Consider the following 12488-nt stretch of genomic DNA (forward strand, 5'->3'; position numbering starts at 1 on the left):
GAAGTTGCAATGAAAAAAAACATAATTAATGTAGTTACTGTTTTAGATTATATTGAAAGTAATTTGACTGAAAAACTAGATTTAGAAACGATAGCAAATGCAGTTCATTACTCTAAATATCATTTACATCGGGTATTTATAGATATAGCTGATATGACAATTCATGATTATGTATTACGACGCAAACTAACAGAATCAGCAAAATTGCTTGTATTTTCTAATAAGTCAATCATCGAAATAGCATTGATTGCTGGATATGAGAGTCAACAAGCATTTACGACAGTTTTCAAATTTATGTATAAGAAATCACCTATGCAATATAGAAAAGCAGAAGAGTTTTATCCATTGCAACTACGATATAATTTGAATAAGCAACCAACTAGAATTACAACAGAAATCGATTGGAGAAGAGATATTTGCTATGCGTCAGATGATGATATAAGTAGGTGGATGGATTTAGTTCATCAGGTCATTGATGGTTTTCCAAATTTAAAAGAAAGTGAGTATAGAGAAGTATTAAAACGGTATATTGATTGTAAGCAAGCATTCGTAATATATGATGAAGATACGATCATTGGTGCTCTAGCTTTCAACAAAGAACTAGGAAGCATTGATTTTCTTGGTATCCATCCACAATATAGAAAACATGATATAGCAAAATCATTTTTAAAGCGTTTATACCATGAGATTTTATCTGAAAGACCTATTTATATCACAACGTTTAGAGAAGGAGATAAAGCGGATACAGGCTATCGAGATACGTATAAAAAACTTGGTTTTGCAGAAGCTGAGTTACTTACAGAGTATGGATATCCTAGTCAAAAATTTATTTTAGAGAAGTTTAATATGGAGGAAGATGAGTGTGAATGAATCATTAAATCTTAGTGCGAATAATCCTCTATCACAAAATTTTACAATTATATCGTTATTGAAATTTGCTTTGCCTTCTATGGTAATGATGATTTTTATGGGACTGTATACAATTGGCGATACAGTGGTAATTTCTCGATTTGTAAATACGGATGCACTATCAGCATTAAATATTGTTACTCCGGTAATTAATGTTGTAGTGGGACTTGGTGCAATGCTAGCAACAGGTTGTAGTGCAATCGTAGCAAAGGAGATGGGAGAAGGGAATAGTGAGAGAGCATCAAGAATTTTTACGTTTATCGTTATTTCAGGAGTTGTTTTAGGGTGTTTAGTTACACTGGTCGGTTCTCTATTTATAAATCAAATTATTTATGGATTGGGAGCGAGTGATCTTTTGTTTCCGTATTGTAGAAAATATCTATTTATACTACTTCTATTTACTCCTGCTAGTATCATGCAAGTACTTTTTCAAAACTTAATTGTTACTGCGGGTAAACCAGGATTTGGAATGTTTTTATCAATAGGAGCTGGAGCAATTAACGTACTATTGGATTACATATTCATTGTCCCTATGGGTATGGGAATAGCGGGGTCTGCCCTTGGAACAGGAATAGGTTACTTAATTCCTACAATTATTGGCATCATCTTTTTTCTAAAAAATAAAGGTACACTTTATTTCAAAAAACCTATATTCAGTTTGAGTATATTATGGAAATGCAATTCAAATGGATTTTCAGAATTTGTAAGTCAAATTGCTGCTGCAATTACAACTTTTCTGTTCAATATCATCATGATGAAGTTATTAGGCGAAAATGGAGTTGCTGCAATTACTATTATTATTTATGCACAATTCTTGCTGACATCATTATATATTGGATTCTCTATGGGGGTAGCTCCTATTATTAGTTATAATTTTGGGAGTAAAGACTATACAAAACTGAAAAAGATTTTCAAGATGTGTTTAATCTTTGTTTCTATCGTTTCATTTCTTGTTTTTATTATATCGATAATTTTAGGTGAATCTTTAGTTAGCATATTCACTCCAGTAGGAACAGAGGTATATCAAATAGCCAGACAAGGTTTCTTAATTTTTCCACTTAGTTTCTTGTTTTGTGGACTAAATATTTTTACATCTGCAACATTTACTGCATTATCAAATGGTAGAGTATCGGCAATACTATCATCACTTAGAACCTTTATTTTTATTTCGATAGCTTTATTAGTATTACCAACGATTTATGGTGTTTTAGGAGTGTGGTTAGCAGTCCCACTAGCGGAACTTTTTTCGATATTTATCTCAATTTACTTTATATTAAAGAATAAAAATGAATATCAATACCTTTAAGTTTTCATGCAATAAAACTTAGCTTTATTTATTATGTCATGTTGCATTTACTAAAAGGTTACATTCATTGACAGTTAAAATGCAACATGATAACTTTAAATTACAGGCAGAGATTCTTCTGTATTCGTTAATGAAATAAAAATATAATTGCAGTACATGGATTGTGAATCATAACTGATTTTTATTGATTTCTTTAGTGCTCGAAATTATATTTTCATTTTAGTAAGGATATGAAGAGATATATGAATAAAAATTGGAAAACAAAATTTTATACAATATGGTTTGGACAAGCCATATCATTGATTACGAGTGCAGTTCTTCAAATGGTAATCATATGGCATTTAACTAGTACTACGGGTTCTGCGATGATACTTTCAATAGCGAGTTTGGTGGGTTTTCTTCCACAAGCAATCCTTGGTTCAATGATTGGTGTTTTTGTAGATAGGTGGAATCGGAAAGTTGTAATGATTGGTGCTGATTTAATCGTTGCAGCATCAGGATTAGCTTTAGTAATTATTTCATTATCCATTGAATTACCTATTTGGGTAATTATGGTTATACTTTTTATTCGTAGCGTAGGATCAGCTTTTCACTCACCTGCTTTGGATGCGACTACACCTTTACTGGTACCAGAAGATCAGTTAGCAAAATGTGCTGGTTATACACAGTCAATTCAATCGGTTAGTTTTATTTTAAGTCCAGTTCTTGCGGCTATTGTGTATGATCAATGGGGTCTTAATGTAGCTGTGGCAATGGATGTGGGTGGAGCATTATTCGCAAGTCTTATGGTTGCAATTGTTGCAATACCAAAACAAATGAAACGAGAGAATGTCCAAAATAAGTTCTTTGCAGAATTTAAGGAAGGTTATTACGCCGTAAAACGAAATAAACTTTTATTTACCTTGCTTTGTGTAGGAACTGTTTATGCAATCGTATTTATGCCTATTAGTGCATTATATCCACTCATGAGTTTGGATTATTTCAATGGAACTACATTCCATGCATCGATTGTAGAAATTACATTTGCTGTAGGTATGCTACTTGGTGGATTACTTCTTGGATTTTGGGGAGGCTTCAAAAGAAGGATACTCAACATAGTAGGATCTATTGCATTAATGGGAGTCTCATTATTACTGACGGGTATGTTACCACCATCAGGATTTATTCCTTTTGTTATACTTTGTGCATTTATGGGATTGTCTGTTCCATTTTATAATGGTGTTCAAGTAGCAATATTCCAAGAAAAAATTGAACCAGAATATTTGGGAAGAGTTTTTGGTTTGTTAGGTAGTATGATGAGTTTAGCGATGCCAATTGGGCTTATTTTCTCGAGCTTATTTGCAGACCGAATAGGAATACAAAGGTGGTTTGGTTTATCGGGGATCATCATCTTAATCATTGCGTTTACTTCGCTATTCTTACCGGCATTTAAAAATTCAAAAGAAACAAAAAATAATTGATTAAATCTATTTAAATTATTTTGTATTGACATTTATTTTACATATGTGCTAATATCGAAATGTAAATAGGATTGTTACTCCTCGGAGGCTTGACCTGACACTTATGTGGGTTATCTCCGAGGATTTTTATATGGAAAGGACGAACATGTTTACTATATTTGGAAAGAAAAAGATAAAAGAGTTACATGCACCTGTAATTGGTGAAAGCGTTAATTTGGATAATGTACCTGATCAAGTTTTTGCATCGAGGATGATGGGAGAAGGTATGGCATTTAAATTCAAGGGTGATACAATTTGTTCGCCTTGTGATGCCGAAGTTATCCTTATTGCTAAAACAAAACATGCGATTGGTTTGAATGCAAATGGAATAGAAATTCTAATTCATGTAGGATTAGATACTGTTAATTTGAATGGACAAGGATTCGAGGTTGAGGTTAAAGTAGGAGATAAGGTTAAGCAAGGTGATGTCCTGTTAAAGATTGATCGCAGTTATATGGAGTCACAAAATATGAATTTATTAACTCCTATGATAATTACATCAAAAGATATAGAATTAGACATATGCAAACCAAGTAAGGTTGACTTAGATAGTGTTGTCATATCATTGAAATGATAGGGAAGGAGAACTGTGAAAATTCTTAAAAGCATTAATAACAATGTAGCTTTATGTATGGACTCTGCTGGAAATCAGTTAGTTGTTTTTGGCAAGGGCGTTGGATTTCACAAGACTTCAGATGAAGTAGAACTTTCTAAAATAGAAAGAACCTATTATGATGTAGATGTTTCTTATATTGCAATGATCAATGAAATTCCAGAGGATATTATTAAAATCTCTGATAAAATAGTTTTATATGCAAGACAACTTCTAGATAGCAACATTAGTTCAAACTTAGTATTTACTCTAGCGGATCATATTCATTTCTGTATACAACGCTATAAGAAAAATTTAGTATTAAATCTTCCAATAGCGAATGATATTGAACAACTTTTTGAAGAAGAAATGAAAATAGGGCGATATGGTGTGGAGTTGATTAAAGAGAAGTATAATATTTTACTTCCAAAAGAAGAAGTTGCATCAATCGCAATTCATATCATTAATGCACAAGAAAAAGAAAAAAATAGTGTTAATGTAGAGAGTGATGAATTAATCAATGAAATAACAAAAATTATCGAAGATAGTTTTCATACTTCAATCAGTAGAGAAGATTTTAATTACTCTAGGTTTGTTTCTCATATGCATTATTTATTAAAACGATTAAAAGAGAAGAGACTTATTAATACGAAGAATAAAAAGATTTATGAAACACTCATCACAAGTTACAAAGAAACATATGAATGTACTGAAAAAATAAGTATATATTTGAAGGATAAAATGAAAATAGAATTGAATGATGAAGAAAAATTGTATTTAATGTTACATGTAAATAGATTATGTATACGAGAGGATTGTTACCAGTAGGGCTTGACCTCATACAAATAAACAGGAGTTTATTGTGTGGGGTTTTATTTTTGGTCAAATCAGTTTGAGACGTCCAAACTGTTAAGATAAATAATTCAAAATTGGAGGGAGAAGACATGACAAAAAAGAATTATGAAGAAATCGCTAGTAGGATTTTAAGTTTAATTGGGGGTAAAGAAAATATAAGTTATTGTACTCACTGTGTTACAAGATTAAGAATTACAACAAAGGATAAAAGTCTAATTAAAGCAGATGAAATAAATAAATTATCCGGTGTAGTAGGTAATCAATGGTCTGGAGAACAATTCCAAATCATTATTGGAAATGAAGTAGAAGATGTCTATAAAGCAGTATGTAAGATTGCGGATATGAAAGAGGAAACAGCAATTGATGAAAATTTAGATGGTGAAAAGAAAAAATTAACGATTAAAACATTTTTTCCAACTTTATTGGATGTCTTGACATCAATACTTGCACCAATCATACCAGCGATTGTAGCTTGTGGTTTATTACAAGGTGTACTTTATTCAGTACAATCATTTGGATGGATTGATGCAACAGGAGATACATATGTTTTCTTCTTTAACTGTGCACAAGCAGCGTTTTATTTCTTACCTGTATTAATTGGATATTCAGCAGGAAAGAGATTCAAATGCAATCCTGTTCTTGCAGCAACTACGAGTGCTATATTAATGCTTCCGGCATTTTCTGGAATGGCAGGAACTAGCATTAAATTATTTGGAATAATTCCATTAACTTATGCAGCATATTCATCGACAGTAGTACCGGCAATTCTAACAGTTTATTTTCAATCACACATTGAAAGAATCTGTAAGCGATTTGTACCTAAGATGATTGATATTATTGTTACACCATTAATAACAGTAATGTTAGCTGCAGTAGTCGGATGGGTGTTACTTGCACCGATTGGTGGATGGATTGGTACATTTATTGCGGAGGGAGTCCTTTGGTTGTATGAAGCATTAGGTCCTCTTGGTGGAGCTGTTTGCGGAGCTATCTATCCATTTATGTTGATGTCAGGAATGCAAGTTGCAATGTCACCAATTATTGCACAAAACTTAGCAACTCTAGGTTATGACTTTCTTTATCCAGTTACTTCAGCAGCATCGAATTCTGCAATGGCAGCATGTGCAATCTATATTTTCTTTAAAGCAAAAAAAGAAAATACCAAATCAGTTGGACTCTCTACAGGGATTACTGCATTAATAGGAGTTACAGAACCTGTATTGTTTAGTTTGATTACAAAATATCGTAAAGCTTTGATTGCGACAGTAGTAGGTGGAGCTGTTGGAGGAGCAATTATGGCAATGTTTAAAGTTAAGTATTTATCTTTTGGATTTGTACCTTTTGGAACAATTGTATTGGCAATGACAGATACCTTTGTTTATTATCTAGTAGGAGTATTTGCAGCAATGATCGTTGCGATTGGAATGATGATTGTTCTTAAATGGAGGGATGAATAATGGGTTTTAAAGAAAATTTTCTATGGGGAGGAGCAACAGCAGCAAACCAAATAGAAGGTGCCTACCTTGAAGATGGGAAAGGATTATCAGTATATGATATTGTTACTGTTGGATCACACACTAATCCTCGATTGATAACACCAAAAATTGATGAAGAACATTTCTATCCTTCAAGAATTTCTATTGATCACTATCATCGTTATAAAGAAGACATAGCGTTATTTGCAGAGATGGGATTTAAAGCATATCGATTCTCTATATCGTGGGCTAGAATATTCCCTAATGGTGATGATGAACAACCAAATGAAAAAGGTCTTGAATTTTATGAGAATGTATTCAAAGAATTAAAAAAATACAATATTGAACCTGTCGTTACTATTTCTCATAGTGATATCCCATTAGCAATTGCAACGAAATTTAATGGATGGACTAATGAAAAAGTTATTGATCTATACGTAAAATATGCGAAAACATTATTTGAAAGATATGAACAATATGTAACCTATTGGTTGCCGTTTAATGAAATAAATAATTTATTTTTACCACTGAGTGCACTAGGGCAAGGAGCAATTTTTCCAAAAGAAGAATGTACATTTCAAGGACAAGCAGATGATTTTGAAACTAGAATGAAAGCATTAAAAAATATATTCCTTGCTTCAGCAAAAGCAGTAAAAGAAGGAAGAAAAATTAATTCGAAATTTCATTTTGGTACTATGATTTGCCATATTACAAGATATCCAAGAACATGTCATCCTGATGATGTCTTAGCTGTATTTAAGAATGATTTATTATATAACAATACATGTGCTGATATCATGTTAAAAGGAGAGTATCCATTTTACACATTAAAAGAACTTGAAAAAAGAGGAGTAGATATCAATCTAACTGAGGAAGATAAGACAACTCTAAAAGAAGGAATTTGTGATTACTACACATTCTCTTATTACCAGAGCATTTCTGAAAGTACTTTGAAATTTGATGAGCAGACTAGTGGTAATATTATGGGTGGTATTAAAAATCCATACTTGAAAGAAACAGAGTGGGATTGGCCGATTGATCCTGTGGGATTAAGATATACATTACTTAAGGTATATGATCGATATAAAGTGCCAGTAATGATTACTGAAAACGGTATTGGATGTAGGGATGTACTCAATGAGGATGGAACAATCAATGATCCATATCGTGTTGAATATATTAAAGACCATCTTATTGAGATGCAAAAAGCAATTGATGACGGTGTAGATTTGATTGGATATATGGCATGGGGGTGCATTGATTTAGTAAGTGTATCAACAGGAGAAATGAAAAAGCGATATGGTTTCATTTATGTAGATACAGATGATTTAGGAAATGGAAGTTTTAAACGATATAAAAAAGATTCATTCTATTGGTATAAGAAAGTTATTGAATCAAATGGAGAAAATTTATAGCAATATCATGAATTGACTGTTTATTTAAATAGGAACCTACAAATGAGTAGATTCCTATTTTTAATGTGCAACTGTTATGAATTTTTATGGCACTCTAACAAGAAGTGGGGATAACTCAAACAAAGGTGGGGAGTGTCTATAACAAAATAGGGATGAGAAAGAGCGTAAAATTTGTAAAAACTAAACGCTCTTTTTTTGTGGTCATAGCGAAAATTAATTAAGGAGAAAAACTATTTTTGTTCAAAGCGTAAATGATTCTTTTTTTACGGCGTTCACAATTATGGATGCCTTTCGAGTTGTAGATAATAAGTTGAATTTTAGCATTTAGACTTTCAGCAATGCCATTTGAAATACGTCGACCATGGACGATCGTAAAAGAATTAATAATTTCTTCTTTCCAGTGATAAATAGCTGAAATAAAGTCAGCAAATTCAGGGATATTGGTCTCAACAAAACGAGCATAGAACTCATCCAGAGATTGAGCAGCAGTATCCAAGGAGCCTGTAGCATTGAAAAGAAGATAGGCCTCTTTTAACTCGTAAGCATTCTGAAGGTCTAGATGAATCGATAACATGGCATTCAGTAAATCGCGATAAGTCATGTGTCTTCGAAATCTTTTATTGTATTCACCGCGATTATCAAGATTAACAGTAGAACCAAGTAATAGCCATTTCCAATTTTTTATAAGATAATATTCTTGGGTAGAGGAATCATATTGACGTAGGATCCTCATCCTAATATTAGCAACGCAATCATTGAGTGTTTTAATGACATGAAAACTGTCGACACAAATGATTGCCTTTTTAAATTTGATTTGAATCACGTCTTTAAAGGGGCGATGCATATCAATGCATACAAACTTCACAATGTTGCGCTCCAGCTGAGAGAATAAATCAAGATAGTTAAGTAATGTTTCTTCCTACAGGGAGTGACATCGATAACAGTTTTCTGAAAAAAATCATAGAAGATGCAATTATATTTTGAATCGTAATCTGAATTTTTGGTATAGACTTCATCAATGCACAATACTTCAGGAAATGAAAGTGGAGCTAAATGGCAATACTTATCAAATGTTCGAATCACAGTAGGGATGGAGCATCCAACTATTTTGACAGTTTGAGTAAATGTCAGGGTATGACTTTTAAGACAATACATGATTTTTTGAATTGTAGCATAAGTAATTTGAGTGTATTGTGGATTTAAATAGAAATTTGAAGTAAATGTCTTATGGCATTGAGTACAACGATATCTTGGTTTTTTACAGTAAATAACTGAGGGTTGAAGATAATCCGTTGAATGATTTATCTTTGTTTCAATATATCCCTTCGATAATAGTTTAGTAGAACTACAATAGGGACATTCACAGTGACTTGGTTTACTTAATACAAGACGAATAAGTAATATGTCATCTTCTGTTTTACAACTATCGATAGATTTGATAGAACTGGGTTTTAGATTAAGTAGGTCTAAAATTAACTTTTCATATTTTTCCAAAATAAAACTACCTATTTGTGAATTAGACCACACGAAAGTAGTTTATCATGATAGTTGAATTGTGTTTATTTACAACAACTGGGGATTTTTAATCCCCACTTTTTGTCATAGCGTATTCCCATCCCCTGTAAATGGTATATTACTAATAAACCTTGCAGGGAAATATTTTTAATGCAAGGTTTTAGTTTACTAGAAATGTTATATTAAGAGTAGAGGTGAGTGTGAAATGGAATGGATAAATAAAATGAATGAAGCATTAAAATTTATTGAAAATCATTTGAATTGTAAAATTGATTATTGTGAAGTAGCTCAAATAGGATGTTGTTCGTTGACAAGATTTCAAAGAATGTTTATTTTCATGGCAGATATAACGATAAGTGAGTATGTTCGATTTAGAAGGATGAGTGAGGCTGCAAAAGAAGTAGTTGAATCAGACATAAAAATATATGATTTAGCTTTTAAATATGGATATGAATCACCTGAATCATTTACTAGAGCATTTCAAGGATTTCATGGTAACTCACCAAGTGGAGTGAGAAAATCAGGACAATATAAAATATTTAAACCTATCGTATTTTCTGCTCATCTTTTTCAAGATTGTATGCTTATGGGAGATAAACCAGTTGTGAGAATTGAAGAGATAACAGAAGAAACAGCAATTATCTTTTGTGCAAAGAGTGATACACCTGAAAAAGACGCGTGGAATAAAATGCGTAGATGGGCTACAAAAAATTTAAATGATTATTCAGCAAGGAGATATTTTGGATATGCTCCAATGGGACATCATCCCAATAATAGTTCAGATAATGAACATGAATATATTTCGACAATGTTGCTAACCAATGATGAAAGTCATGACACTTCTATTTTTGATCTCAATACTACAAGTATGCCACGTGGATTATTTTTGGTAGGGGATGTTGTTCTAAATGAATTTGACGAGGATGGAAACATAGATATAGGAGAATCGATGAAGAGTTCATCTCAAGTAATTTATCAATGTATGCTAGAACTTAAAGATTATGAATTGGATTTTGATAATCGAACCTATTTGGAAGAACATCTATTTCCAAGAGAGTGGTTTATAGAAGAAAATCATGAATCAATGCAAATTGAACGTAAATTTTGGTTGCCAATAAGAAAGATCATGAAAACTTAACTCATGTTCTTTTTATTTTAAGCATTTAAAAAAATATAACTATAAAGCGTTAGACACTGTTCAAACTAGGGATTATTTATTTCTAATAGTTAAGTTTATATTTTAAGAAAGGCAAAGTATCTAAGGAGGATGTGTATGTAAGTAATTGCTATTAATGGTAGTGCTAGAATAAAAGGAAATACAAAAATATTGATTAAGAGAATTTTTGATAAGTTACATAAAGAAAATATTAAAACTGAATTAATTCATCTCTAAAATGAAGAGATAAAGTCATGTAAGGCTTGCTTTATGTGTGGTGGTAAAAAAGAAATGTGTAAGAGAAGATGACAATTTTGTGTAGCATTTAAAAAAGATAAAGAAAGAATAAGTAACAATGATATAGTATAGTTAAGATAGAAAAGGATAGTTCTTATGATAAATCAAACATCACTTAAGCAAGCCTTAAAGCATAGAGAAGTATTACAATATGAGGAAGACTACGCCTATTTGTATCCATGTGATGAACTAAAACCCTATATATCAAATATCACGATTACTTTTCCAACAATTGAAATGATATCAAATTCATATACTGTTCTACCTCATGGAAGTGTTACCGTAGTTTTGTTTCATTATAAAAATGAAAGTTATAGTTTTCTTTTTGGACCTTCTACAAAACCACAATGTGTTGGACAACTTGCGAATCAATGTGATGTTATCTTTATTATAGAATTTCAACCTGCAGGATTTTATTCGTTTAGTAATCTTAGACAAAATGAATTGAAAGATAAAATCATTCCTTTTGAATACATTGATTCAACATTAAATAAGAAATTATGTGATATCTTTATCAGTAGTTTAACGGTTAAAGAGTTACTGAGTAGAATGGAAGAAACACTCAAAAAACATTTGTTGTTTGAATATCCTAATGAATTGAAAGAAGTCATAAAACAAATTATAGAAATGAAAGGTATGGTAAATGTCGATTATCTTTCACATCATTCATACTACAGCAGTCGGCATTTAAATCGTCTATTCAATCAATACCTAGGCATCAGTATGAAATCCTTCTCTAGGATTGTTAAAATGAATAAAGCGATACAATTATTAAATGAAAAAGATAATTCATTGTTTACTATTTGCGAACAATTAAATTACTATGATGTTTCTCATTTTGTAAGAGAGTTTAAGCTTGTGTGTAAATTATCACCGCAACAATATCGAGAGAACATGTCCGATTTTTACAATGAAATCACCAAATATTAAGCATATAATATCAATAACTTATTAGAAAGAAGGATGATTAGATGAGATTTCAAGACACTACGATTCGTATTTTAGTTAGAAAGAACTATGGAGAATGCTTTGATTTTTATTCAGAAAAATTGGGACTTTATCCAATATGGGGTGATAGAAATGGGCCTTATACTTCATTTTCAATAGCACAAGATAGTGCACCTTGTTTTGCAATATTTAGTGGGGACGCAATGGGCATGTTCCAAGGATACACACAACCTCAAACAAATGCTCAACCAGATACAATTGTTGCAGTAATTCCAACGGATGATTTAGATGGTGATTATGCAAGATTAAAGGATGCGGGTGTCATCTTCTTAGGTGAGCCACAGTTAATTGAAGATTGGGGAATGAGATGCACCTATTTTAGAGATACAGAAGGTAACTTATTTGAACTCATGGATTCTACAGTTTAGTAGTTGATAAAATATAAAGTTGTATTAATGGAAAAGTTTAATTATAATACAATTACGATAGTTACAAAGCAAAGGGAGATGATGAATCCGGCG

At 31.8% G+C, this 12488-nt stretch carries 13 protein-coding genes; 11 read left to right on the forward strand and 2 right to left on the reverse strand.

Annotated features, from left to right (window positions below):
• Nucleotides 1-9 precede the first annotated feature (9 nt).
• The 7 genes from B5D14_RS03335 (at nt 10) to B5D14_RS03365 (ending at nt 8051) form a co-directional block, all read left to right on the forward strand.
• Nucleotides 10-870, forward strand: coding sequence for a GNAT family N-acetyltransferase (locus tag B5D14_RS03335; RefSeq protein ID WP_078711178.1), 861 nt, complete (start codon nt 10-12; stop codon nt 868-870).
• On the forward strand, nt 863-2215 hold the full coding sequence (locus tag B5D14_RS03340) for an MATE family efflux transporter (RefSeq protein WP_245289552.1): 1353 nt from the start codon (nt 863-865) through the stop codon (nt 2213-2215). Before B5D14_RS03335 ends, B5D14_RS03340 begins: the two co-directional genes overlap by 8 nt.
• Nucleotides 2216-2445: 230 nt before the next feature.
• The gene (locus tag B5D14_RS03345; RefSeq protein ID WP_078711180.1) at nt 2446-3675 is read left to right on the forward strand and encodes an MFS transporter; all 1230 of its coding nucleotides are present in this window, start codon (nt 2446-2448) and stop codon (nt 3673-3675) included.
• Nucleotides 3676-3805: 130 nt separating this feature from the next.
• Nucleotides 3806-4288, forward strand: a complete 483-nt coding sequence (locus B5D14_RS03350; RefSeq protein WP_200804750.1) for a PTS sugar transporter subunit IIA — start codon at nt 3806-3808, stop codon at nt 4286-4288.
• Between the two features lie 15 nt (nt 4289-4303).
• Nucleotides 4304-5134, forward strand: coding sequence for a PRD domain-containing protein (locus B5D14_RS03355; protein WP_078711182.1), 831 nt, complete (start codon nt 4304-4306; stop codon nt 5132-5134).
• Between the two features lie 116 nt (nt 5135-5250).
• The gene (locus B5D14_RS03360) at nt 5251-6618 is read left to right on the forward strand and encodes a PTS transporter subunit EIIC (RefSeq protein ID WP_078711183.1); all 1368 of its coding nucleotides are present in this window, start codon (nt 5251-5253) and stop codon (nt 6616-6618) included.
• Complete coding sequence (locus tag B5D14_RS03365; protein ID WP_078711184.1) at nt 6618-8051, forward strand: glycoside hydrolase family 1 protein; 1434 nt, start codon at nt 6618-6620, stop codon at nt 8049-8051. The genes B5D14_RS03360 and B5D14_RS03365 overlap by 1 nt, the downstream gene beginning before the upstream one ends.
• A gap of 217 nt (nt 8052-8268) precedes the next feature.
• Here the strand turns inward: B5D14_RS03365 and B5D14_RS03370 are convergent, their stop codons facing one another.
• A complete protein-coding gene (locus tag B5D14_RS03370) occupies nt 8269-8916 on the reverse strand; it encodes a transposase (RefSeq protein WP_245289553.1) in 648 nt (215 codons plus the stop codon).
• Nucleotides 8913-9545 (reverse strand): hypothetical protein, encoded by a 633-nt coding sequence (locus B5D14_RS03375; RefSeq protein ID WP_078711186.1) that lies wholly within the window; start codon nt 9543-9545, stop codon nt 8913-8915. Before B5D14_RS03375 ends, B5D14_RS03370 begins: the two co-directional genes overlap by 4 nt.
• Nucleotides 9546-9771: 226 nt before the next feature.
• Here B5D14_RS03375 and B5D14_RS03380 point away from each other — a divergent pair, with 226 nt between their 5' ends.
• The 4 genes from B5D14_RS03380 (at nt 9772) to B5D14_RS03390 (ending at nt 12395) form a co-directional block, all read left to right on the forward strand.
• Complete coding sequence (locus B5D14_RS03380) at nt 9772-10704, forward strand: helix-turn-helix domain-containing protein (protein WP_078711187.1); 933 nt, start codon at nt 9772-9774, stop codon at nt 10702-10704.
• Nucleotides 10705-10854: 150 nt separating this feature from the next.
• Nucleotides 10855-10959 (forward strand): hypothetical protein, encoded by a 105-nt coding sequence (locus B5D14_RS12410; RefSeq protein ID WP_425351954.1) that lies wholly within the window; start codon nt 10855-10857, stop codon nt 10957-10959.
• A gap of 156 nt (nt 10960-11115) precedes the next feature.
• On the forward strand, nt 11116-11949 hold the full coding sequence (locus B5D14_RS03385) for a helix-turn-helix domain-containing protein (RefSeq protein WP_078711188.1): 834 nt from the start codon (nt 11116-11118) through the stop codon (nt 11947-11949).
• Between the two features lie 41 nt (nt 11950-11990).
• Nucleotides 11991-12395 (forward strand): VOC family protein, encoded by a 405-nt coding sequence (locus tag B5D14_RS03390; protein ID WP_078711189.1) that lies wholly within the window; start codon nt 11991-11993, stop codon nt 12393-12395.
• The last annotated feature ends 93 nt before the right edge of the window (nt 12396-12488 follow it).

The sequence above is a fragment of the Anaerorhabdus furcosa genome, assembly GCF_900167375.1.
In the GTDB taxonomy this organism is placed as follows: Bacteria; Bacillota_I; Bacilli_A; order Erysipelotrichales; family Erysipelotrichaceae; genus Anaerorhabdus; species Anaerorhabdus furcosa.

Bases quoted from the DNA above. Each gene is read 5' to 3' on its own strand.
- B5D14_RS03345 (WP_078711180.1), top strand. From the start codon at position 2,446: ATGAAGAGATATATGAATAAAAATTGGAAAACAAAATTTTATACAATA.
- B5D14_RS03360 (WP_078711183.1), top strand. From the start codon at position 5,251: ATGACAAAAAAGAATTATGAAGAAATCGCTAGTAGGATTTTAAGTTTA.
- B5D14_RS03365 (WP_078711184.1), top strand. From the start codon at position 6,618: ATGGGTTTTAAAGAAAATTTTCTATGGGGAGGAGCAACAGCAGCAAAC.
- B5D14_RS03350 (WP_200804750.1), top strand. From the start codon at position 3,806: ATGGAAAGGACGAACATGTTTACTATATTTGGAAAGAAAAAGATAAAA.
- B5D14_RS03390 (WP_078711189.1), top strand. From the start codon at position 11,991: ATGAGATTTCAAGACACTACGATTCGTATTTTAGTTAGAAAGAACTAT.
- B5D14_RS03335 (WP_078711178.1), top strand. From the start codon at position 10: ATGAAAAAAAACATAATTAATGTAGTTACTGTTTTAGATTATATTGAA.
- B5D14_RS03385 (WP_078711188.1), top strand. From the start codon at position 11,116: ATGATAAATCAAACATCACTTAAGCAAGCCTTAAAGCATAGAGAAGTA.
- B5D14_RS03380 (WP_078711187.1), top strand. From the start codon at position 9,772: ATGGAATGGATAAATAAAATGAATGAAGCATTAAAATTTATTGAAAAT.